At 71.8% G+C, this 21,157-nt stretch carries 21 protein-coding genes and 1 tRNA gene; 12 read left to right on the top strand and 10 right to left on the bottom strand.

Going from position 1 to position 21,157, the window contains the following annotated elements; genetic code table 11:
- Positions 1-381: 381 nt before the first annotated feature.
- Together HCK04_RS37135 and HCK04_RS37130 are read right to left on the bottom strand one after the other, a co-directional pair.
- Positions 382-1,869 (bottom strand): potassium/proton antiporter, encoded by a 1,488-nt coding sequence (locus HCK04_RS37135; RefSeq protein ID WP_312845792.1) that lies wholly within the window; start codon positions 1,867-1,869, stop codon positions 382-384.
- A gap of 51 nt (positions 1,870-1,920) precedes the next feature.
- Positions 1,921-2,487, bottom strand: a complete 567-nt coding sequence (locus HCK04_RS37130) for a 5-formyltetrahydrofolate cyclo-ligase (protein WP_142652033.1) — start codon at positions 2,485-2,487, stop codon at positions 1,921-1,923.
- A gap of 33 nt (positions 2,488-2,520) precedes the next feature.
- Here HCK04_RS37130 and galU point away from each other — a divergent pair, with 33 nt between their 5' ends.
- The 7 genes from galU (at position 2,521) to HCK04_RS37095 (ending at position 7,494) form a co-directional block, all read left to right on the top strand.
- Positions 2,521-3,426 (top strand): UTP--glucose-1-phosphate uridylyltransferase GalU, encoded by a 906-nt coding sequence (galU, locus tag HCK04_RS37125; RefSeq protein ID WP_142652014.1) that lies wholly within the window; start codon positions 2,521-2,523, stop codon positions 3,424-3,426.
- 4 nt (positions 3,427-3,430) lie between these two features.
- Positions 3,431-4,615, top strand: a complete 1,185-nt coding sequence (gene glp, locus HCK04_RS37120) for a gephyrin-like molybdotransferase Glp (RefSeq protein WP_142652012.1) — start codon at positions 3,431-3,433, stop codon at positions 4,613-4,615.
- Positions 4,612-5,103 carry a cyclic pyranopterin monophosphate synthase MoaC gene (gene moaC, locus HCK04_RS37115; protein ID WP_142652010.1) on the top strand — a complete coding sequence of 164 codons (492 nt, stop codon included), beginning with the start codon at positions 4,612-4,614 and terminating at the stop codon, positions 5,101-5,103. Before glp ends, moaC begins: the two co-directional genes overlap by 4 nt.
- A gap of 3 nt (positions 5,104-5,106) precedes the next feature.
- Entirely contained in the window at positions 5,107-5,583 is a 477-nt protein-coding gene (locus HCK04_RS37110) for a MogA/MoaB family molybdenum cofactor biosynthesis protein (RefSeq protein WP_142652008.1), read from the top strand.
- A 67-nt stretch (positions 5,584-5,650) separates the two neighbouring features.
- Complete coding sequence (locus HCK04_RS37105) at positions 5,651-6,292, top strand: GNAT family protein (protein WP_142652007.1); 642 nt, start codon at positions 5,651-5,653, stop codon at positions 6,290-6,292.
- 376 nt (positions 6,293-6,668) lie between these two features.
- Positions 6,669-7,367 (top strand): hypothetical protein, encoded by a 699-nt coding sequence (locus tag HCK04_RS37100; RefSeq protein WP_142652006.1) that lies wholly within the window; start codon positions 6,669-6,671, stop codon positions 7,365-7,367.
- A 50-nt stretch (positions 7,368-7,417) separates the two neighbouring features.
- Positions 7,418-7,494 (top strand) — tRNA-Ala (locus tag HCK04_RS37095).
- 118 nt (positions 7,495-7,612) lie between these two features.
- Here HCK04_RS37095 and HCK04_RS37090 read toward each other — a convergent pair.
- Positions 7,613-8,113: a sigma-70 family RNA polymerase sigma factor gene (locus tag HCK04_RS37090; RefSeq protein ID WP_142652005.1), complete on the bottom strand. Its 501-nt coding sequence runs from the start codon at positions 8,111-8,113 to the stop codon at positions 7,613-7,615.
- Positions 8,110-8,580: a hypothetical protein gene (locus HCK04_RS37085; RefSeq protein WP_205831175.1), complete on the bottom strand. Its 471-nt coding sequence runs from the start codon at positions 8,578-8,580 to the stop codon at positions 8,110-8,112. The genes HCK04_RS37090 and HCK04_RS37085 overlap by 4 nt, the downstream gene beginning before the upstream one ends.
- A gap of 78 nt (positions 8,581-8,658) precedes the next feature.
- On the opposite strand from HCK04_RS37085, the gene HCK04_RS37080 reads away from it, so the two are divergent.
- Positions 8,659-9,183, top strand: coding sequence for a DUF3995 domain-containing protein (locus HCK04_RS37080; protein WP_142652003.1), 525 nt, complete (start codon positions 8,659-8,661; stop codon positions 9,181-9,183).
- Here HCK04_RS37080 and HCK04_RS37075 read toward each other — a convergent pair.
- Entirely contained in the window at positions 9,170-9,961 is a 792-nt protein-coding gene (locus tag HCK04_RS37075; protein ID WP_168066569.1) for a patatin-like phospholipase family protein, read from the bottom strand. The two genes, HCK04_RS37080 and HCK04_RS37075, sit on opposite strands and share 14 nt — an antisense overlap.
- A 314-nt stretch (positions 9,962-10,275) precedes the next feature.
- On the opposite strand from HCK04_RS37075, the gene HCK04_RS37070 reads away from it, so the two are divergent.
- Positions 10,276-11,721 (top strand): HAMP domain-containing sensor histidine kinase, encoded by a 1,446-nt coding sequence (locus HCK04_RS37070; protein WP_142652001.1) that lies wholly within the window; start codon positions 10,276-10,278, stop codon positions 11,719-11,721.
- Between the two features lie 45 nt (positions 11,722-11,766).
- Positions 11,767-12,453: a TetR/AcrR family transcriptional regulator gene (locus tag HCK04_RS37065; RefSeq protein ID WP_240972170.1), complete on the top strand. Its 687-nt coding sequence runs from the start codon at positions 11,767-11,769 to the stop codon at positions 12,451-12,453.
- A 1-nt stretch (position 12,454) separates the two neighbouring features.
- Here the strand turns inward: HCK04_RS37065 and HCK04_RS37060 are convergent, their stop codons facing one another.
- Positions 12,455-13,375 (bottom strand): amidohydrolase family protein, encoded by a 921-nt coding sequence (locus HCK04_RS37060; protein ID WP_142652000.1) that lies wholly within the window; start codon positions 13,373-13,375, stop codon positions 12,455-12,457.
- A gap of 4 nt (positions 13,376-13,379) precedes the next feature.
- Positions 13,380-13,988, bottom strand: a complete 609-nt coding sequence (locus HCK04_RS37055) for a WYL domain-containing protein (RefSeq protein ID WP_260617539.1) — start codon at positions 13,986-13,988, stop codon at positions 13,380-13,382.
- Positions 13,989-14,303: 315 nt separating this feature from the next.
- On the opposite strand from HCK04_RS37055, the gene HCK04_RS37050 reads away from it, so the two are divergent.
- The gene (locus tag HCK04_RS37050) at positions 14,304-15,128 is read left to right on the top strand and encodes a cellulose binding domain-containing protein (protein WP_142651998.1); all 825 of its coding nucleotides are present in this window, start codon (positions 14,304-14,306) and stop codon (positions 15,126-15,128) included.
- A 110-nt stretch (positions 15,129-15,238) separates the two neighbouring features.
- On the opposite strand, the gene HCK04_RS37045 is transcribed toward HCK04_RS37050, so the two are convergent.
- Together HCK04_RS37045 and HCK04_RS37040 are read right to left on the bottom strand one after the other, a co-directional pair.
- Positions 15,239-16,747 carry a hypothetical protein gene (locus HCK04_RS37045; RefSeq protein ID WP_142651997.1) on the bottom strand — a complete coding sequence of 503 codons (1,509 nt, stop codon included), beginning with the start codon at positions 16,745-16,747 and terminating at the stop codon, positions 15,239-15,241.
- Positions 16,748-16,863: 116 nt separating this feature from the next.
- Complete coding sequence (locus tag HCK04_RS37040) at positions 16,864-18,369, bottom strand: phospholipid carrier-dependent glycosyltransferase (RefSeq protein WP_205831177.1); 1,506 nt, start codon at positions 18,367-18,369, stop codon at positions 16,864-16,866.
- A 207-nt stretch (positions 18,370-18,576) separates the two neighbouring features.
- On the opposite strand from HCK04_RS37040, the gene rsmI reads away from it, so the two are divergent.
- Positions 18,577-19,398 carry a 16S rRNA (cytidine(1402)-2'-O)-methyltransferase gene (gene rsmI, locus HCK04_RS37035; protein ID WP_142651995.1) on the top strand — a complete coding sequence of 274 codons (822 nt, stop codon included), beginning with the start codon at positions 18,577-18,579 and terminating at the stop codon, positions 19,396-19,398.
- Between the two features lie 205 nt (positions 19,399-19,603).
- Here the strand turns inward: rsmI and HCK04_RS37030 are convergent, their stop codons facing one another.
- On the bottom strand, positions 19,604-21,154 hold the full coding sequence (locus tag HCK04_RS37030; protein ID WP_205831174.1) for a hypothetical protein: 1,551 nt from the start codon (positions 21,152-21,154) through the stop codon (positions 19,604-19,606).
- Positions 21,155-21,157 lie beyond the last annotated feature (3 nt).

The raw sequence follows: 21,157 nt of genomic DNA, 5'->3' as shown, positions 1-21,157 counted from the left end.
GGGTCGATTGCTAATGGTAAGCAGTCAACAAGCCCAAACGCCACTCCAGCCCGGTTTATTGCCCCGCGCCGTCCCATTCGCGCGCGCCAGGATCCCCGCCAAGATCCCCGCCGAGATCTCGCCGGGCTCCCGCCGAGATCCCAGCGGGTTCCCGCCGAGCCTCGCCCGCGATCCACGAGCGGTCCGCCCGCGATCCGTCCGCGATCCGTCCGCAGCCCGAACCGAGCCCTGAACCGCCGCCCAAACCGCCGCAGCCCGGACCGCCGCAGCCCGGACCGCCGCAGTGCAAACCGCGGCCCGGACCGCGTCACAAACCACCGCCCGGACCGCCGCAGCGCAAACTCAGCCCGGACCGCCACGCGAAAGCAGCCCCTACGACGGTCAGCCGCCGCGTTCGCCGTACCAGCCGGCCAGCTTGCCGCGGCGGCTGACGGCGCGCAGGCGGCGTTCGACCGTCTCCCGCTGGGCGGCCGTGGTGACCACGAGGAGCTGGTCGCCCGCCAGCAGCCGCGTCGTCGGCGTGGGCACGAACGACTGCCCGTTCCGTACGACGAGGGTGACCATGGCGTTCGCGGGCAGCCGGAGCTCGAAGATCTCCACACCGTGCATGAGCGAGCCGGGCGGGATGCGGACCTGCAGCAGCTCGGCGTTCAGCTCTTCCAGTGGCGCGGCCTCCACGTCGAGGTCGCGGGCCTCGCCCTCCGCCGCCAGGCCGAGCAGCCTGGCGAGGTACGGCAGCGTGGGCCCCTGGAGGATCGTGAACACGATGACGATGATGAACACGTCGTTGAACAGGCCCTTCGCCCCCGGCAGCCCGGCGGCCCAGGGGATCGCGGCCAGCACGATGGGCACCGCACCGCGCAGCCCGGCCCACGACAGGAACACCTGCTCGCGCCACGACAGCGCACCGAGGCGCAGGAGCCGGGCGATCGCCGCGGACACCACCACGGACGCCGGCCGGGCGACCAGGACCAGCAGCAGGCCCGACACCACGGCTGGGACGAGCACGCCCGGCAGTTCGCCCGGGTCCGCGAGCATGCCGAGCATGACGAACAGCCCGATCTGGGCGAGCCAGGCGGCGCCCTCCGCGAAGCCGCGCGTGGCGGCGCGGTGGGGGAGCCTGGCGTTGCCCAGGACCAGCGTGGTCAGGTAGACCGCGAGGAACCCGCTGCCGTGCAGCAGGGTCGCCCCGCTGTAGGTGATGAACGCCAGCGCCAGCACCGCGATCGGGTAGAGGCCGGAGGCGGGCAGCGCGACCCGGCGCAGCGCGTACACCCCCGCCGGGCCCACGGCGAGACCGACGGCCGCGCCGATGACGAGCTCGACGGTGGTGTCCAGCAGGATGTGCGGCAGCGAGAGCTCGAACGACGAGCCCGCGCTCAGCATGATCACGAGGATGACGGTCGGGGCGTCGTTGAAGCCCGACTCGGCCTCCAGGATCCCGGCGAGCCGGGGCGGCAGCGGCAGCCGTCTCAGCACGGAGAACACGGCCGCCGCGTCGGTCGACGCCAGGAACGCGCCCAGCAGCAGCGCCATGCGCCATTCCATGCCGAGCAGGACGGCGACGCCCGCCGCGAGCACGACGACGCTGACCGCGATTCCGACCGTGGCGAGCACGAGCGCCGTCGGGACGGCGTCGCGTACGTGTTTCCAGTTGGTGGTGAGACCACCCTCGGCGAGGATCACGGCGAGCGCGACCAGGCCGAGTTGCTGGGCCATCTGGGCGTTGTCGAAGTTGATGCCGATGGGGCCGCCCTCGCCGAGCAGCAGCCCGAGGCCGAGATAGAGGAGCAGCGAGGGAAGGCCGGTGCGATGCGCGATCCGTACGGACGCGATGGCCGCGATGACGACGACGGCGGACAGGAGCAGCCAGACGTTCAGACCGATCCGCTCCCTTCGCCGTCTCTTATGTCAATCTTGTCATATCTGTACCAAGCGGGCGATTCCGCTGGGAAGAGCAGCAAAGCGGACGCGCTGGTCATGCGGCTCGGCGGGAACCCCCTCCAGCAACTCGCCCTCGTGCAGGAGCGCCACCGTTGGCACATTCGGCCCGACGCGGGCGAGCGCCCGGTCGTAGAACCCGCCGCCGCGGCCGAGCCGTACGCCGGTCACCCGGTCGACGGCGAGGGCCGGCGCGATCACCAGCGCGGCGGTGCGGATCGCGTCGACGCCGCGCCGGACGTCCACCGGCTCCATGATTCCGTACGGACCGGGGACCAGGGAGTCGGGCCCGTCGTACACCGCCCAGTCGAGGTCGCCGTCCGGGCGCTGCACCGGCAGCATCACCGTGGCGCCGTGCTTCCACAGGGCCAGGATCAGTCCCTGCGTGGCCGGCTCGGTGCCCGTCGACCAGTAGCAGGCCACCAGGCCCGCCATCTGCACCCACGGCTGGTCGAGGAGTAACTCCCTGATGGCCGCCGACGACTCGCGCAACGTCCCGGGATCGAGCTCCGAGCGGCCGCGCAATATACGCCGACGCAGGTTCATCTTGTCCAAAGACTGCTCCGTTAGTGTCTACTCATGGCTGACTTCGATCCCGTGACCAAAGCCGTCGTGCCCGCCGCGGGTCTCGGCACCCGCTTCCTTCCCGCCACGAAGGCGACCCCCAAGGAGATGCTGCCCATCGTCGACAAGCCGGCCATCCAATACGTGGTGGAGGAGGCCGTCTCCGCCGGACTGCTGGACGTCCTCATGGTGACCGGCCGCAACAAGCGTTCGATCGAGGACCACTTCGACGTAGCGTACGAGCTTGAGGACGCTCTTCGCGCGAAGGGCGACGAAGAGCGGCTCAACCAGGTCAAGGAGCCCGTCGACCTCGCCACCATGCACTACGTGCGGCAGGGCGAGCCGAAGGGTCTCGGCCACGCCGTCCTGTGCGCCAAGCAGCACGTCGGCCACGAGCCGTTCGCCTGTCTGCTCGGCGACGACATCATCGACCCCCGCGACCCGCTGCTCAAGCGCATGATCGAGGCGCGCGCGACCTACGGCGGCAGCGTCATCGCGCTGATGGAGGTGCCGCGCGAGCAGATCTCCCTGTACGGCGCCGCCGCCATCGAACCGACCGACGAGGACGACGTCGTCCGCGTCACGGACCTCGTGGAGAAGCCCCCGGCCGACGAGGCGCCCTCCAACTGGGCCGTCATCGGCCGTTATGTGATCGACCCCGCCGTGTTCGACGTGCTGGAGCGCACCCCGCCGGGACGCGGCGGCGAGATCCAGCTCACCGACGCCCTGCGCACCCTTGCATCGATGGGCCCGGAGGAGGGCGGTCCGGTGCACGGCGTGTTGTTCCGCGGCCGTCGTTACGACACCGGCAACAAGCTGGAGTATCTGCAGACCGTGGTGCAGTTCGCCGCGAACCGGGACGACCTCGCCCCCGAGTTCCTGCCGTGGCTGCGGGAGTTCCTGGACAAGTCCGGACAGTGAGCCGATGAAACCCGTCGACCGCCATCTCGCCGACATCCTCGCGGTGGTGCGACCGCTCGCACCGCTGGAGGTCGAGATCGAGGCCGCCCTCGGCGCCGTGCTGGCCGAGGACGTCGCCTCGCCCGTCCCGCTGCCGCCGTTCGACAACTCGGCCATGGACGGCTATGCCGTACGGGCCGAGGACGTGGCCGCCGCGCCCGTCACGCTGCCCGTGATCGGGGACGTCGCGGCGGGGGACGGCGGGCTGAACGCCCTCGGCCCCGGCCTGGTCACCCGCATCATGACCGGGGCGCCCGTGCCCACCGGCGCCGACGCCGTCGTTCCGGTGGAGTGGACCGACGGCGGCACCGCCCGCGTACGGATCGACAGGCCGGCCCCGCCTGGCAACGCGATCAGGCGGGCGGGCGAGGACGTGCGGGCGGGCGACGTGGTGCTCCGCGAGGGCGTCAGGATCGGGCCCGCCCAGATCGGGATACTCGCCGGGGTGGGCCGCCGCCGGGTGCTGGTGCGGCCCCGGCCGAGGGTGGTCGTGCTGTCCACGGGTGCCGAGCTCAGCGAGCCCGGCACCCCGCTGGGCGCGGGCCGCATCTGGGAGTCCAACAGCTTCATGCTCGCCGCCGCCGTACGCGAGGCGGGGGCGCAGGGGTTCCGGGCCGGTTCGGTGACCGACGACCCCAAGGAGTTCATGGACACGCTGGACGCCCAGCTCGTGCGGGCCGACGCCGTGATCACCAGCGGCGGCGTCTCCATGGGGGCGTACGAGCCGGTCAAGGAGGCCCTGTCGCCGCTGGGCACGGTGACCTTCGAGAAGGTCGCCATGCAGCCGGGCATGCCGCAGGGCTTCGGCGTCGTGGGGCCCGACCGCGTGCCGATCTTCACGCTGCCCGGCAACCCGGTCTCGTCGTTCGTGTCGTTCGTGCTCTTCGTCAAGCCGGCCCTGCGGGCGATGCAGGGCCTTCCGGCCGGGCCGCCCGCGACCGCGCGCGCGGCCCTCACCGGGCCGGTGCGGTCCCCGGCGGGCAAGCGGTCGTACCTGCGGGCCGTGCTGACGGGCGAGAGCGTCGCACCGGTGACCGGGCAGGGCTCGCACCAGCTCGCGGCGCTGGCCGGGGCGAACGCGCTGATCGTGGTGCCGGAGGACGAGACCTCGCTGCCCGAGGGCGCCGAGGTGGAGGTGATACCCCTGTGAATGACGGCACTGCGAAGCTGACTCACGTGGACGAGTCGGGCGCCGCCCGGATGGTGGACGTCTCCGAGAAGGACGTGAGCGCGCGCACCTCCGTCGCGACCGGGCGCGTGCTGCTGTCGCCCGAGGCGGTGGCCGTGCTCCGCGCGGGTGACGTGCCCAAGGGCGACGCGCTCGGCGTGGCGCGGATCGCCGGGATCATGGGCGCCAAGCGCACTCCCGACCTCGTGCCGCTGTGCCACCCGATCGCCCTGACCGGCGTGAAGGTCGACCTCGCCGTCGTGGACGAGGGGGTGGAGATCACCGCCCGGGTCCGTACGGCCGACAGGACGGGCGTCGAGATGGAGGCGCTCACGGCCGTCACCGTCGCGGCGCTCGCACTGGTGGACATGGTCAAGGCGGTGGACCCGGCGGCCGTGATCAGCGACGTCCGGGTCGAGGAGAAGACGGGCGGCAAGACGGGCCACTGGACCCGGCCCGGACAGGAGTAAGGCGTGCGCGCGTTGGTGGTGACGGTGTCCAACAGGGCGTCCGCGGGCGTCTACGAGGACAGGTCCGGGCCGCTGCTGGCCGGCCTGCTCAAGGAGGCGGGCTGCGACCAGGTGGACGGGCCCCGCGTGATCCCGGACGGCGACGCCGTCGAGGCCGCGCTGCGCGAGGGCGTCGCCGCGGGCTACGACGTGATCGTCACCACGGGCGGCACCGGGGTGACGCCCCTCGATCTCACCCCGGAGATGACCCGCCGGGTGCTCGACCGGGAGATTCCCGGCATCGCCGAGGCCATCCGTCAGGTCAACCGGGAGAAGGTGCCGGCGTCGATCCTGTCCCGGGGTCTCGCCGGGCAGGCGGGCACGACTCTGGTGGTCAACCTGCCCGGGTCCTCCGGCGGCGTACGGGACGGCATGGCCGTGCTGACCCCGATCCTGGCCCACGTCGTCGACCAGATCCACGGCGGCGATCATGCCCGCTGAGCAGCCGGCCGAGACCGCGGCGCGTCCCGCGTGGCGCGTTGACCGTGTTCCGGTGGATGATTGACGAATGGATCGACTTCGCGGCTGGCCGGCAACCATGGCCGAGGGGCCCGTCGGGCTGCGGCCGCTGCGCCTGCGTGACGTCCGTGACTGGCGCGACACCCGGCTGCGCAACGCCGAATGGCTCCGCCCGTGGGAGCCGAGCAACCCCGAGACCCCGCTGTTCCGCACCGGTCTCGGGCCGTACGTCTCGATGGTCGGCACGCTGCGCCGCGAGGCCCGCCAGGGCATGGCCATGCCCTGGGTGGTCACGTACGAGGGGCGGTTCGCCGGGCAGCTCACCGTGGGCGCGATCGTGTGGGGATCGGCCCGCTCCGCTCAGGTGGGCTACTGGGTCGACGGCGCGCTCGCCGGGCGGGGCATCATCCCGACCGCCCTCGCCATGGCGGTGGACCACTGCTTCTTCACGACCGGTTTACACCGCCTCGAGGCCAACATCCGGCCGGAGAACCAGGCCAGCCGCAGGGTCGTGGAGAAGCTCGGGTTCCGCGAGGAGGGCATCCGCCGGCGTCAGCTGCACATCGACGGCGCCTGGCGCGACCACATCTGCTACGCGCTGACCGTGGAGGACGTGCCCCGCGGACTGCTCGTCCAGTGGCGCCGCACCATGAACTCGGCCGCCCGCCGCAGCGAGTCCAGCCCCGGTTAGGAGCCGGCGTACGGCCGGCTGCAATCGAAGGACAAGCCGATCACTAGCGGGCGCTGTGATGCTCGGTGGCACTCGACAGAAACCGTGTCACCGGAGGCATCGCCATGAGCAAGCGGATCCCGTCCCTCCCGCCCCGGCCGCCGCTGGCCCACCGGTAGCGGCCCGCACGCGCTGGCCTGTGGAAATCGCGCGTTCGCACGGGATCGAATTACATGAAGAGCTTTGACGATCTCGCGACACACCGGACTGAATGCTCGTCATTCAGTGACACACAGTCCTACGGTGCGTGACGTGAACACCTCTCCGCCGACCCAGGGCCACGGATGTGTTCACCATGCCCTCCGGCACGCCCGTACGGCGGTCCGGAGGTGGCCGCATGGGTAGTGCCCTGCTCTACCTGGCCATCGTCGTCATGTGGCTCAGCGTCCTGCTGCCCATGTGGCTGCGCCGGGACCGGCACACCGACGACGAGCTGTTCGAGGAGCAGGCCGTGGCGAACACGCTGTCCGAGCGGCCCGCCGCCGACTGCGCCGAGGCGCCGGAGGCCTCGGACGACGCCGATGACGCCGACGATTCCGACGGGGATGCGGACGGAGGCGACGCCGACACGGTCGTCACCCCGCCGGCCGTCGCCGCTTCCGACGCGGCCCCGGGCAACGAGACCGTCACGGCCGACCAGGTCGCGGCGGAGCGGCATGCGCGGGCCCGCCGTGTCGCCGCTCACCGCCGCGCCCGGATCCTCGCCCGGCGCAGGCGGCGGCTCCTGTGGAGCATCCTGCTCGTGCTGGCCTCCGTGGTCACCGCGGCCGTACGCGTGATGCCCTGGTGGGCGGTCGCACCCTCGGGCGTGCTCCTGCTCGGCTACCTCGCCGTGCTGCGCGTGGCCGTACGCGCGGACAGGGAGCAGCGGGAGAGGGCCGCCCGGATGCGGGCCGAGCACCTGCGCCGCCGGCGGGAGCGCCGCCGCGCCCTGGCCGAGGCGGCCCGCGAGGCGGAGATCATCAAGTTCGAGGCGCGCAGGCGTGTGCAGGTCTTCGACCAGTACGCCGACGGGCGCCGCGCGGCCGGGGACTGATTTGGTGGCGCGAACACCCCGCAGAGTTTGCTAATCTAGTCGAGGTCGTTGGGGCTATAGCGCAGTCCGGTAGCGCACTTCGTTCGCATCGAAGGGGTCTGGGGTTCAAATCCCCATAGCTCCACCACGACGAAGGCCCGTCAGGTGATCCACCTGGCGGGCCTTTTCGCTGCCCCGGGCCGCCGGGAGGTACGGCCACCGCCTTGTTCCCGCCGCAGCCAGCGCACATGTGGTCCGAACCTGGGTCATGACTGCCAGGCCCGCCTGAAGCTCTCGCGGGCCCGGTGCAGGCGCGACTTGACCGTGCCGGCCGGCACGTCGAGCAACCGGGCCGCCGCGCTCTCCTCCAGCCCTTCCAGGTCGCGCAGCACGAGCACCGCGCGGTGTTCGGGGGACAGATGCCCCAGCACGTCCCTGATGTCGGCGGCGCGTTCGACGTCGACCGGGGAGGGCAGCTCGGTCAGCTCGGCGGCCACCGTGCGGCCCTCCCGCTTGGCGATCCGCACCGCTTCCCGTACGGCGATCGCCCGTGCCCAGCCGTACAGGGCGGCGGGTTCCTTCAGCGTGCGCAGGTTGCGGAAGACCGCGATCAGCGCCTCCTGGGCGGCGTCGGCCCCGGCGTCCAGCGCGATCGGGCCGCAGATCCGGCCGAGGTAGGGCGTGAGCTCCTTGAGCAGGTCGTTCATCGCCACGGTGTCGCCGCGCTGGGCGGCCACCACCAGGGCGGCGGTGTCGTGCGCGGTCATCGGGCGGTCTGCCCGGCCTGGAGAGCGAGGGCGGCCAGGGCGCGCTCGCCCGCGGCGCGTACGCCGATGGGGATCAGCGCCGCGCGCCCGGGGACGCGGACGCCGCCGGTCTGGGCGACCAGGGTGCCACCGGGCACGGCGGTGGCCGCCAGGCCGATGAGCAGGAAGCGGCTCTGCATCCAGCACCAGCCGGGCTGAAGATCCACGTCGAAACGGGCGCGCATGCCATACCTGCTGCGGGCCCGTGCCACGAGCCGGCCCCCGCCCAGGTCCGCGTCGATGGTCAGGCCCCTCATGTCGGGCTCGAAGGTGCCGAAGCTCCTCTCCAGATCGCTCGCGATGCCCCACACCACGTCGAAGGGGGCCGGGATCGTGCGCTCGCTGACGTACGCGCCCGCGATCGCGGAGGCGAGCACGCGCAGCCGTCGCACCGGGTCGAGCTCGGCGACAGGCCAGGACGAGGACATGGTCATGTCCTTTCAGAGGAGGCGAAGGCCCGGAAGGTTCCATGGAACCTCCTCGGCGGGCGGCCCCTCCTCCAGGGTGTGAACACTCGAACGCGCAAGCGCCTCGCGAACCTGGTCGCCGGAGTTCTGCTCACCGACGCGGCGGCACACCTCTACTGGACGACGGGCCGCACCTGGCCCGCCCACGACGTCAGGGCCCTGTCTCTCGCCGTGCTGAACATGGAGGTGCCCTTCACCCCGCCCGTGCTGATCCCGCTGGTCGCCGCGCTGACCACGGGCGCCGCCGCGGTGGTGGCCCGCTCACGCGGACGAGGCGGCAGGCTCGCCTCGCTGGTCACCCTCGCGGTGGGCTGCGGGGTGCTGCTGCGCGGGGCGGCGGGCCTGGTGTGGGCGTTCGGCATCGGCGCCGACACCGGCATGCCGTTCTACTGGCTCAACCTGTTCCTCTACACCCCCGCCTGCCTGGTGATGCCGGCGGCGGTCGTCGCGGTCCAGGCCGGCGATCCGGCTACTACGGTGTTCGGCGGCCGGCTGATGCCCGCGCTGGTCTTCGGCCGTCCGCGTCCGGAGCCGGCCGGCACCAGGGGGTTCACATCCCTATAGCTTCACCACGACGAAGGTCCGGCAGGTGATCCATCTGCCGTGCCTCTCCGCTGCCTCTGCCACGTCCTGGATGGCTCATCTCCTGCCCGGTCGTGTTCCAGTACGGAGGGTCGTTCCACACGTGGGCGGCCTCGGCGGCCATGCGGATGCCCACGGCCTTGCCGGCCATGGCCGCGGGTGCGCGGCGCGACGGGTCGTCGATGTACGCGCGCCCGCTGATCGACACCGGTGGCCGGATGCCTGGCCCGGTACCTGCCGCGACCGCGTGCACCAGATCGACCCGCTTTCCGCGTCGAAGACGGCCGGTTCTCCCGAGCCGGCGTCGACGGCGGGGATCAGAAAGCGCGTTTTTCGGCCAGCCGCGGACGTCTCCGAGCCGGCGCCCGATCTCCGCGATGTGCTCCTCTTCGGGCGGCGTGACCGCAGTTCGCGCAATACGCCCCATTCGTACGCCGAACTCCTGGGGGCTCTTTGACCTCTTCAGCGACCAAATCAGGCCTATTACTCCCATGGCGGTCGGTTTCGCGAGGCGTTCGCCGTACACGAGTTGTGCCTCCAGCGGCTTCTCGGGGTGGAGGCCCGCGGCGATCTGAGCTCCCACCACGGCATCGGCGGAGGTGCCCGCGATGAGGCTGGCGTCGCGTACGTCGATGCCCTGCTCGGCCCGGCCGGCGAGACACCCGCCTCCCAGGCGATCCCGGTCGGCCCGCCGCCGAGAACCAGCGCTCTCCCGCCCAGGGGCCCCTCCCCGCTTGCCGAATCCCTGCTGTCGAATCACTGCGACATGGTTGAGATGAGGGAAACTGAGTATGTCGTACTCGATTTTGTGGGCCTGCGCGCTCCCGGGATGACACACCCGATCAGGAGGGGCGAATCGCTACCCGGCCATGCAGGGTGCGACGCTGGAGACGCTTTTATCGCCGTCCGAGCTGCCGTGGGAGCCCGCACAGGGGGACACGCGGACGAGAGACGGGGAAATCTTGGTGTTCCGCCGGAGACGTGGAGGGGCCCTGGCGGCCTACCGATATAGGACAGGCATTTCTTTTCCGGTTCTTTCCGCCGCATATGGTCCACTGGCCGGGAGGGGGGAGGATGCGCCTGCACGACCGTTTCTCCATCACGTTTCGCATCACTCTGTTCACCGGGGTGATGGCGACTTTCCTGTGCGCGCTGCTGGCCCTGTCCATAATGACGGGCATCCATCATTACGTCAGTGACGACGTCGAGAGGGAGATCTCGGCGGCGGGCGGCCGCGTGGCCGTCCAGATCGAGCGGGGGCAGATGACCTACCCGCTCGACGTCTACAAGAGCCGCGATCTCCAGGTGGTCGACCCGTCCGGCCGGGTGGTCGCCGCGACCGCGAATATGCGTGGCAAGCCGAGAATGGCGAACTTCATTCCGCCGGACACCAGGAACAGCATCAGTCGTGTCGTGTGCGGCGATGACTTCGCGGCCCCCGGATGCAACGTCGTCGTGGCCCAGTGGGCGCACCGCAGCGGCGAGAGATGGCTGGTCTACAGCGCGGCCCCGCAGGTGCCGCCGTGGGTCGATCCCTGGCTGGCCTCGCTGGTGGGACTGAGCGCGGCGGCGCTGGCCGCGGCCATCACCTATCTGGGTTACCGGGACGTGCGGGCATCGCTCAGGCCGGTCGACGCCATCCGCACGGAACTGGATGAGATCAACGAGACCTGTCCCAGCCGCCGGGTGCCGATGCCGCCCGCGCGAGACGAGATCCGGGCGATGGCCGAGAGCGTCAACCATACGCTGAGCCGGCTCGACGGCGCGTTACAGCAGGTGCAGAGCGCGCTGCAACATCAGCGCCAGTTCGTCTCCAACGCCTCCCATGATCTGCGTACGCCGATAGCGGCCATGCGCGCCGAGGTGGAGGACGGTCTCCTCGCGCCGGAGGAGACCAGCGTCTCCCAGCTGGGCGAGGCCATCCTGCCCAGTCTCGAGCGGCTGGAGGCGATCGTGCACGACCTGCTGACCATCGAGCGGCTGGAGCACGGTGTCTACGGCGAACAGGCCAGGATCGATCTGGCCGTGCTCGTGGCCGCGGAGTTGCGGGGACGCGCGCAGAAGACCAAGCGGTACGAATGCGCACTCAAGCCCGGCGCCATCGTGGCCGGCGACAGGATGCGCCTCGCCCGGTTGCTGACCAGCCTCTTCGACAACGCCGAACGGCATGCCAGGTCGAAGGTCTCCGTGTCCGTACGGCACGAGGCCGGCGAGGGGCGCGGCACCGCGGTGCTGGAGGTCGGCGACGACGGGCCGGGCATCGATCAGGACAAGCGCGAGATCGTGTTCGACCGGTTCACCCGGCTGGACACGGCACGCAGCAGGAACGCCGGAGGCGCGGGGCTGGGGCTGCCGATCGCCCGCCAGATCGCGGAGGCCCACGGGGGCAGCCTGAAAATCGAGGACAGCCCGGTCGGCGCCCGCTTCGTCCTGCGCCTCCCGGCCGTTTGCGACCCGACGATGGCGGCCCGGGCCGGCGACGGCGTCCCCGGTGAGAACGACCCCAGTGAGCCGTGCTGAACATCGCGTTTGACGGAGTGAGTGCTCACTCCGTACATTGAGGGCATGACGGACACCACTCCCCGCCGGCGTGCGCCGGCCATGAGCACCGAGCAGCGCAGGGCGATGATCGTCGCCGCCGCGCTTCCGCTGGTCGCCGAGCGCGGCGCCGCCGTCACCACGAGCCAGATCGCCCGGGCCGCCGGAATCGGCGAGGGCACCGTCTTCCGGGTCTTCGCCGACAAGGACGAGCTGCTCGACGCGTGCGTGACCGAGGCGACGGACCCCGGTCACGTGCTGCGCGAGCTGGCCTCGATCTCCCTGGACGACCCGCTCGCCGACCGGCTGGCGCAGGCGGTCGAGGCGCTGCGCGCCCACCTGGAACGCATGGGAGCCGTGATCGGCGCCCTCCACGGCACCGGCCACCGCCTCGAACGCCGCGGACGGCAGGGCGAGGAAAGCGTCGGGCAGGCCCCGCAAAGCGGCGGGCGGGCCCAGGAAGGCAGGCCCGGAGGCGGCGGCGCCTCGCGAGGCAGGGAGGCCTCGATGAGGGCGATCCACGAGGCGATGGTCGAGCTGATCGAACCCGACCGGGCGGCGCTCCGCCTGGAGCCCGAGAAGATCGCCTCCGTCTTCATGGGAATGCTCTTCGTCCGTCCTCAGGCCGCTTCCGGCGGCGTGGAGGCGTCCCCGGAGGAGCTCGTGGACATCCTGCTGCACGGCACGCTCAAGACCCCCGGGAGCGCGGCATGACCTATGAGGTCATGTCCTCGGCCTGACCGAGGCCGAAGATCTTGGCGGCGTTGTCGTGACAGACCGCGCGGAGCCACTCGTCTCCCAGGTCCAGGTCGGCCAGGGCCGTCAGCGCCTCGCCGTACGGATAGGGGATGTTGGGGAAGTCGGTGCCGAGCAGGACGCGGTCCTGCAGCTCCAGCAGCAGCGGGACGGCCTCCCTGGGGAACGGCGCGGTCTCCTCGGTGAAGCCGGTGAAGGCCATCGTCGTGTCCAGGAAGACCGCCGGATGCCGCAGGGCCAGATCGAGGAACTCGGCATACTCGGGCGTGCCCATGTGGGCGATCACGAGCGGCAGCCTGGGATGCCGGGAGAGCAGGGCCGCGATCGGTTCCGGCCCGGTGTACGGCCCGGGGGCCGGGCCCGACCCGCAGTGCGTGACGACCGGGATGCCGTGGTCCTCCAGCAGCCCCCAGACGTCGTCGAGCAGCGGGTCGTTCGGGTCGTACGCGCCGACCTGGAGATGCGCCTTGAACACCCGGGCGCCCCGCTCGATGGCCTGCGCGACGTATCGCCCGGCGCCGGGCTCGGGGAAGAACGTGGCCGTGTGCAGGCAACCGGGCACCCGGGCGGCGAAACCGGCGGCCCAGTCGTTCAGCCACTCCGCCATGCCCGGCTTGTGGGGATAGAGCATGGAGGTGAACGCCCGCACGCCGAAGGCCCTGAGCCGCTCGACGCGGTCGTCCTCGGCCAGCCGATAGGCGATCGGCCAGGGCCGGCCGACCAGCGGCCCGGCGGAGTCGAAGTAGGCCCACACCTTGGTCAGGACGCGTTCCGGCATGAAGTGGGTGTGGACGTCGATCAGGCCCGGCAGGCCCAGCTCCCGCCAGAACGCGGTCACGCGTCGGATGTCGTCGCCTGCGGCGGATGTCTCGTCCGGCATGACCTCACACGTTATCCGCTCGCCGTCCGCCCGCCGCGTCGAGGTAGCGTCCGGCCGGCGCGCGCAGATGATCGCGCAGCTCGGGCGGGTCGAGCACGGTGCAGGGCACGTCGAGCCCGGTGAGGAAGGCGGTCAGGTTGTGGAGCGAGTCGCCGCCGGTCTCCAGCACGCAGGCGTCCGCGCCGTCGGCGCGCGGCAGCCCGGCCGCGGCGGTGAGCCGCGCGCCCACAACATCGGCGGGCGCGTGCAGCCGTACGACGGCCCGGTGCCTCCAGGCGGCCGAGCCCGCTCCGCGTACGACGTGGGCGGCGGCGCCGTCCTCGGGCGGTTCGCGCGGGGTGAAGCGGGGGCCGTTCGGGACGCGGAGCCGCATCCGGTCGGCGCGGAAGGTCCGCCAGTCGTCGCGGTCGACGTCCCAGGCCGGCAGATACCAGCGCCGGCCGGTGAAGACGAGCCGGTGCGGCTCGGCCGTACGGCGTCCCTCGCCGCCTCGGTGGCCGAGGTAGTCGAACCGCAGGGTCTCGTGGTCGCGGACGGCCGCGGCGATCGAGATCAGCGTCTCGGGGTCCACCGTGGGGCCGTGCCCCGGCACCGCGACCGTCGCGGCGCGCACGGCCTCGATCCGGTGGCGCAGCCGGGACGGCCGGACAGGTTGCTGTCGATGGGCGCGAAACAGCACGAGTCGCCCACGGAGCGCGGCCCGGGTTCGTCACGGCCTCGGTCGCCGACCCGTTCGGCAACATCCTCGGGATCATGCGCAACGCCCACTACCTGGAGGTCCTCGAAGGCCGCGGATGAAAGTTGCAGCGCCGTGCCCCGCCCACCAGGCGCGTACGGCCTGCCGCTCCGGCGTACGTTGACCGGCCCGCCCTCCGCTGTGGACGATCGCCGTCACCGGGACCGCCGATCGACACGAGGGATGCGGACGATGAGATCGAAGAAGGAGATCAGCGCCTGGCTCACGGCGGTGCTCCTGGCGGCCGCCGCGCTGTTCGCGCCGCTGGCGGCAGAGACCGGGGCGGGAGCCGCGACGGTGACGACGCCGCTGCTGGCGGCCGCGTCGGCGATGCCCTGCAACACCGGCCCGGCCTCTTCGGCGGCGCCGCAGAACACGCCGCCGAGCGCCCCGGGGACGCCCGAGGTCGTCCATGTGTTCCTGAACTCGGTCACCCTGCGCTGGGCGCCCGCCACCGACGAGGACGGCATCGCCTGCTACTACGTCAGGGAGGGCACAACCAACGTGGCGACCTTCCAGCCCGCGGCCACCGAGGGCACCTTCGCCCTGCCGTGGCCGCCCTACGGCGTCCCCTACGAGGACCACGAGCTGCACGTCGTGGCCGTGGACACGAAGGGCGCGGTGGGGCCCGCGTCCGAGAGCGTGACGGTGCGGGTCCACAACGACGTCATCGTCACGACCTCGCCGTCGGTCCCGGCCCAGGGCGCCTGCCGGGTGACCTACCAGGCGTACCCCTGGTCCAGCGGGATGACCGTGAACATCTCGATCACCAACACGGGCACCCAGCCCGTCAGGGACTGGCGGCTCACGTTCACCTTCCCGGACACCGGCCAGCAGGTGACCTCGGGATGGGTGGCCACGTGGTCCCAGACCGGCACACAGGTGACGGCGGAGGCCCCGGCCTGGGGCAAGGACCTCACTGCCGGCGCCTCGATCACCATCGGCTTCAACGGCACTCACACGGGAGTCAACCCGACCCCGGCGCAGTTCAGGCTCAACGGCTCCGTCTGCGCCTGAAGCCTCCCCGGGGCCTGCCGCCGTCCGCGCCCGGTGCCCGCCATTGGCGGCGTACGCGGCACCGCTTCGGACGGCGGAAGGCCGGGTCGGCCGAGGTCGGTGGAGTGCGTTCAGCCCAGGCCGGCGTACTGGCGGGGCCGCAGGGCCTGGGCGCGCAGCGCGGCCAGCGCGGCGCGCCGCCCGGCGTCCGTGAGCCGCCACGGCGCGTCGTCGCCCGCCACCCGCGTCACGGGCTCGCGGCGCGTGCCCTCGGGCGCAGAACCCGTCGCCCGCGGCGCCGAAGCCGTCGCCTGGCCTTCCTGAGCCGCGGCCCCCGGCTCGGGGCCGACGAGGCCCGAAGCGTCGGCGCCCGAAGCGCCGGGGCCCTGAGCGTTCAGGCCCGGAGCGTCAGGGCCCTGAGCGCCAGCGCCCTGAGTGTCGAAGCCCAGCGTGTCGAGGCCCAGGGCGTCGAGGCGGTGGCGGAGCCGGGAGAGCGGGCCGGTGAGGTCGGCGCCGCCGACCCGGCCGCCGTCCGTGGCGCGCCAGCCCTCGCCGTTGACCACCTCGGCGATCCGGGCGCGCAGGTCGCCGTCGCGCACCACGTCGCCGTCCACGAGGATCATCAGCGCCGACTCGCGGATGGAGACCTCGAAGTCGTGCTCCCCGGGCGCGGGGACGAGCAGCGTGGGCGCCGCCGCGTCCCACATGGCGGCGCGGTCGTCCAGCAGGTTTCTGCCCGTGGTCGTGAGCACCAGCCTCCGGCCGCTGCGCCGCAGTGCCCCGAGATCGTGTACGGCGATCTGCCGCAGCTCGGTGAGCGCGGGCACGTCGGCCTCGCCGCGTACGGCCCCCGGCCTGGTGGGATTGCCCCAGCCGAACCGGTCGGCCGCCTCGGCGGCCACGGCACGCCCGACGTTGAGCCGCTCGGTCAGGCGAACCCCGGTGCGGGCCAGGCCGAGCAGCCACCGCAGCGGTTCCAGGTGGGGCTCGTCCGGAGCCGCGATGGGGGCGTGCAGCCGCACCTCGAAGGGCTGGGCGAGCTCGCGGCGGGCGGTGCCGCGCCCGAGCACCCAGCGGTTCAGCCGCTCGCCGTGCACCCGGTGCAGCCAGCAGTCGCCGCCCAGCTCCGGGCGGGGCGCGGTGAGCCACCGGCGGGTCAGCTCCTCGCGGTCCACCGGGTCGCCGGTGACGATGGCCAGTTCCAGGGCGGCCGCGCACGCGACGTGCGCCCCGAGCTCCTCCGGCCCCATGATCGAGCTCCATGACAGCTCGGCGACGTCCGGGGGCAGCACCCCGGTGGCCTCCAGCTCACGGTGGTAGGCCGCGGCCCCGGCCTCCTCGCCCTCCCTGGCGTACGTCATCAGGATGCGTGCGGTGGCCGGGGAGTCGCACAGGGCGGCGTAACGCTCCATGCCCGCGAGCCTGAGCAACCGGCCGAGCGCCCTGGCGATGGTCGCCTGGTCGCCCGGCACCTTGATCGGCAGCGTGTACCAGAGGAACTCGCACACGTCGAACTGGCTGATGGTCTCCAGCGCCTCGCCGCCGGCGAGCCACTCGACCGCGACGCGGGCGGGCTCGGCGACGTCCGGCTCGGAGCGCTCCAGCAGGGCGAGGAGCGCGGCGACGTCAGGTGCGGGCATGACCCGCAGTCTGCCGTATCGACCCCATCGTTGACGACGACCGGGCATCACTCGCGACCACCCCCCCTCTGGGTGCACCATAGGGCGCACAGTACGCGCCCAACGATACGGGGGTGTCAGATCCACGAGTCGAACAGCATCCTCGCGTGCCAGGATTCGTACGGGACGGATTCGGCGCCGATCACGGGATAGAGCCAGCCGAAGTTGACCAGGGCCAGGAGCACGAACGCGCCGACCACGGCCGTGCCGACCACGCGCCGGTTGGGCCGGGCCGGATCCTCCTTGCCGATGATCAACCCGCAGGCCAGCACGAGTGCGAGGATCATGAACGGCACCATCGGCATCGCGTAGAACATGAACATCGTCCGGTTGTCCGCGATGGCGAAGTAGAACCACGGCAGCCATCCGGCGGCGTAGCCGAGCAGCACCGCGCCCGCCCGCCAGTCGCGGGTCGCGACATACCAGGCGATCATGCCGATGAGCGCGATCAGACCGGCGTACCAGATGACCGGCGTCCCGGTGCCGAGCACCGCCCAGGAGCAGGAGTCGGCGCCGCAGTTCTTCGGCGACTCGTAGAAGAACGCCACCGGGCGCAGCAGCAGCGGCCACTGCCACGGCTCGGACTGGTACGGATGGCTCGACTCCAGACCGGTGTGGAAGCTGAGCACCTGCTTCTGGTAGTCGAACCAGGAGCGGAGCGAGTCGATGATGAAGTAGACCGGGCCGCTGGAGGTCGCCTGGTCCCAGTTGCGCCCGTAGCCCTTGTCGGTGACGAACCACCCCGTGAACGACACGATGTAGGTGAGGACCGGGACGGCCGCCATCCACGCCGTGGCGAGCGGCAGGTCGCGGCGGATGACCGTGCCGTACGGCCGGGGCGTGCCGACGGCCCGCCGGGCGCCCGCGTCCCACAGCAGCGTCATGATCGCGAAGGCGGCGATGTAGAAGCCGCCGGTCCACTTGGTGGCCATGGCCAGGCCGAGGCACAACCCGGCGGCCAGGCGCCAGGGCCGCAGGCCCAGCCGCGGCCCCTCCGCGGGCGACCCCGCCTCGTGCCACTCGGCCAGCCGGCTGCGGGACCAGTCCCGGTCGGCCACGAGGCAGGCGAACCCGGCGAGCACCCAGAACATCAGGAAGATGTCCAGCAGCGCCGTACGCGACAGCACGAAGTGGAGGGCGTCGAGCGACAGCAGCAGACCGGCCGCGCAGCCGAGCAGCGTCGAGCGGGTCATCCTGCGGGCCGTGCGGGCGAGGATCAGGATGGACAGCGTGCCGAGCAGCGCGGCGGTGAAGCGCCAGCCGAGCGGGTTCGCTCCGAAGATCAGCTCGCCGACGCCGATCAGCCACTTGCCGACCGGCGGGTGCACCACGTAGGAGGCGCACTCGCTCACCGAGCCGCAGTGCTTGAAGATGTTCTCGTTGCCGGCGAGCAGGAGCTTGTCCGCGCCGTCGACGAACTGCCGTTCGACACCGTATTTGATGGTGGCGAAGGCGTCCTTGGCGTAGTAGGTCTCGTCGAAGACGACGGCGTGCGGCGTGCCCAGGCGGTAGAACCGCAGGAATCCGCCGAAGAGGGCGACCAGGATGGGGCCGAGCCAGCCCCACATGGCGCTGCCGGGCATGGGCGGCACGAGCCGGTCGCGCAGGGAAACCGAGGGAGCGTCGTCCTGTGGTCCCTCTTCCGGCTGCTCGAACGCCTTGTGGGAATAGTCGGTCACGGCCACGCCGACAGATTACTGGTGAGTCCCCGTTGAGGACACGGCTCGCGCGTGGATTGGAGTATCTGGCCGTTCGTCGATGAATGTTTCATGTCCCCATAGGGTGGACGGGTGCTCGTTCTCGCCGGAGCCCCGATCGGCCAGCCCAAAGACGCGTCCCCACGGCTGCGCGAGGTGCTCGCCGCGGCCGACGTGATCGCCGCGGAGGACACCCGCCGGCTGCGGCGGCTCGCGGCCGACCTGGACATCGCCATCGGTGGCCGGGTGGTGTCCTACTACGACGCCAACGAGAGCGCGCGGGCCGCCGAGCTGCTGGAGGCGCTGCGCGAGGGCCGCACCGTCGTCGTGATCACCGACGCGGGGATGCCGGGCGTCTCCGACCCCGGCTATCGGCTCACCCGCCTCGCGGTCGAGGCGGGCCTGCCCGTGACGGCGCTGCCGGGCCCGTCTGCGGTGACGACCGCCCTCGCCGTCTCCGGCCTGCCGAGCGACCGGTTCTGCTTCGAGGGGTTCCCGCCGCGCAAGCCGGGGGAGCGGTCCAGGCGGCTGGCGGCGCTGGCGGCCGAGGAGCGCACGATGGTGTTCTTCGAGGCGCCGCACCGCCTGCACGCGACCCTTGAGGCGATGGCGGAGGCCTTCGGCGCGCAGCGGCCCGCCGCCGTCTGCCGGGAGCTCACCAAGACCTACGAGGAGGTACGCCGCGGCGGCCTCGGCGAGCTGGCCGAATGGGCCGCGGGCGAGGTCAGGGGCGAGATCACGCTGGTGGTGGCCGGGCGCACCGCCGAGGAGGCCGCGCCGGTCATCGAGGAACTGGTCGAGGAGGTGGCCAGGCGCGAGGGCGCGGGCGTGCCGCGCAAGCAGGCCATCGCCGAGGTGGCCAAGTCGGCCGGCGTCCCCAAGCGCGACCTCTACAACGCCGTCCATAACGCCTGACCAGCGAGAACACCGGCCGTCCGTAACCACCGGCCGAACGCCGCGGGCTCAAGCCCGACGTGGTGTTCTTCGGGCGAGAACGCTCTGTTCGGCGGGGTGGACGGGGGAGGCGCCAGCACGCTGACACCGGGAACCGCCCGCAACCACCGGCGGAACGCCTGACACCGGAAGCGCCCGGCCCCTGCTCAGGGGGCCGGGCGCCGTGTCAACGGAGCGAGGAGCCGCGCCGCGACCACGGGCGCAGCGAGGACGAGCGCAGTGGCAGCGGCCGCAGGGACCAGGGGCGCAGGGACGACAGCCGCGGCGAGGGGCGGCCCAGCAGGCCGGCGGCGGTGATGCCGGCGGCGAGGCAGGCGAGCGGCACGGCGGGCAGCAGATAGCGGTAGTCGAACTCGGCCGTCGCCGCCGGGGCCAGGATCAGCCCCACCGCTCCCAGCCAGGGCAGCAGCTCGGGCCCGCCGAGGTCGCGCCAGCGCCGCAACACGCCGTACAGGCCGAACAGCAGCACCAGGCCCAGCACGAGGCCCGGCAGCCGTACGACCTTCTGGTAGCCGATCATGATGTCCGACCACGGTGAGACCACGTGTGTCGCGGCCGGGCCGTTCTCGTACGCCTCGGCGTCCTTGTCCGTGGTGCTGTGGTAGGAGCTCCACTTGGGCAGCTTGCGGGTGTACTCGTTGTCGAACTCGTACTGCAGGAAGGTCTTGGCGTCGGGGAACCGCGGACGGCCCCACTGGAAGGCGCGGAAGAAGTCCTTGGCCACCGCGGCCAGATAGTCGCCCGGCTGCGCCAGGATCGCCTTCTTCGCGAAGGCGCTCGCGTTCGCGTTGATCTCGGGGGTGAACTTCATCCCCGAGCCGAAGACGTGGAGCTGGTTCTGGTCGTCCCACCACAGGTACGCCTGGGCGGACAGCCCGCGGTCCTTGGGCGGGATGTTGATGCACAGCAGCGCCAGCTCAAGCTCGCGGCGCTCGTCGATGTCCATCTTGTGGCAGTCGGCGAACAGCGACGTCCTCATGTAGAGGATCACCCCGTCGCTGTTGGTCATCGCGAACTGGCCGTTGACCGCCTTGAACCAGCCCATGTAGCCCACCACGGGCAGCGCGCACGCGACGACCATGGCGACGATCGGCTTCCAGCCCGCCCGCTTGATCACCAGATAGCCCACGACCAGGGCGAGGATGGGCAGGCCGATGCTCCGGGTCAGCGCCGTCAGCGCGAGCAGCAGCCCGACCACGGCCCCGCTCCGCCAGGTCATCCGTTCCCGCCACAGCACGAGCGTCACCACGCCCACGACGAGCAGGATGAACATGGTGTCCGACATGATCAGCTGTTCGAGCTGGATCTGGTAGGCGTCGAACATCACGGGGACTGCGGCCAGCGTCGCCCCCCAACCTGGCATCCCAAATCTTCTGGTCAGCAGCGCATAGATAAGGAACGCCGCCGTCAGCCCCATGAGGTGCTGGGTCAACACCACGAGCGAGAAACTGTGGAACGGCTTGAGCAGCAGCAGCCAGAAGCTGTACCCGTCCGGGCGGATCGGGTGCGGACGCGGGCGCAGCGCCACCGACACGTAGTCGTAGGAGTCGTTGAACCACATGGCCGGGCCGAAGCCCAGCATCGTGATGACCCGCAGCACGAAGGCGACGCCGAGCGTCACCGCGAAGACCCTGTGCCGGCGCAGCAGGGCGAGCGGACGGCCCCAGCCCCCGGCCGGAGAGACGTCCACCGACGGGGGATCCGCGATCGCGACCATCAC

Origin of the sequence: Microbispora sp. CL1-1 (assembly GCF_012034195.1) — a bacterium.
GTDB lineage: Bacteria > Actinomycetota > Actinomycetes > Streptosporangiales > Streptosporangiaceae > Microbispora.
This window is presented reverse-complemented; position numbering and strand designations above follow the sequence as displayed.

Coding starts and splice junctions, on each gene's coding strand:
- HCK04_RS37130 (WP_142652033.1), bottom strand. CDS start 2,487: ATGAACCTGCGTCGGCGTATATTGCGCGGCCGCTCGGAGCTCGATCCC.
- galU (WP_142652014.1), top strand. CDS start 2,521: ATGGCTGACTTCGATCCCGTGACCAAAGCCGTCGTGCCCGCCGCGGGT.
- glp (WP_142652012.1), top strand. CDS start 3,431: ATGAAACCCGTCGACCGCCATCTCGCCGACATCCTCGCGGTGGTGCGA.
- HCK04_RS37105 (WP_142652007.1), top strand. CDS start 5,651: ATGGATCGACTTCGCGGCTGGCCGGCAACCATGGCCGAGGGGCCCGTC.
- HCK04_RS37100 (WP_142652006.1), top strand. CDS start 6,669: ATGGGTAGTGCCCTGCTCTACCTGGCCATCGTCGTCATGTGGCTCAGC.
- HCK04_RS37090 (WP_142652005.1), bottom strand. CDS start 8,113: ATGACCGCGCACGACACCGCCGCCCTGGTGGTGGCCGCCCAGCGCGGC.
- HCK04_RS37085 (WP_205831175.1), bottom strand. CDS start 8,580: ATGTCCTCGTCCTGGCCTGTCGCCGAGCTCGACCCGGTGCGACGGCTG.
- HCK04_RS37070 (WP_142652001.1), top strand. CDS start 10,276: ATGCGCCTGCACGACCGTTTCTCCATCACGTTTCGCATCACTCTGTTC.
- HCK04_RS37065 (WP_240972170.1), top strand. CDS start 11,767: ATGACGGACACCACTCCCCGCCGGCGTGCGCCGGCCATGAGCACCGAG.
- HCK04_RS37060 (WP_142652000.1), bottom strand. CDS start 13,375: ATGCCGGACGAGACATCCGCCGCAGGCGACGACATCCGACGCGTGACC.
- HCK04_RS37050 (WP_142651998.1), top strand. CDS start 14,304: ATGAGATCGAAGAAGGAGATCAGCGCCTGGCTCACGGCGGTGCTCCTG.
- HCK04_RS37045 (WP_142651997.1), bottom strand. CDS start 16,747: ATGCCCGCACCTGACGTCGCCGCGCTCCTCGCCCTGCTGGAGCGCTCC.
- HCK04_RS37040 (WP_205831177.1), bottom strand. CDS start 18,369: ATGCCCGGCAGCGCCATGTGGGGCTGGCTCGGCCCCATCCTGGTCGCC.
- HCK04_RS37030 (WP_205831174.1), bottom strand. CDS start 21,154: ATGGTCGCGATCGCGGATCCCCCGTCGGTGGACGTCTCTCCGGCCGGG.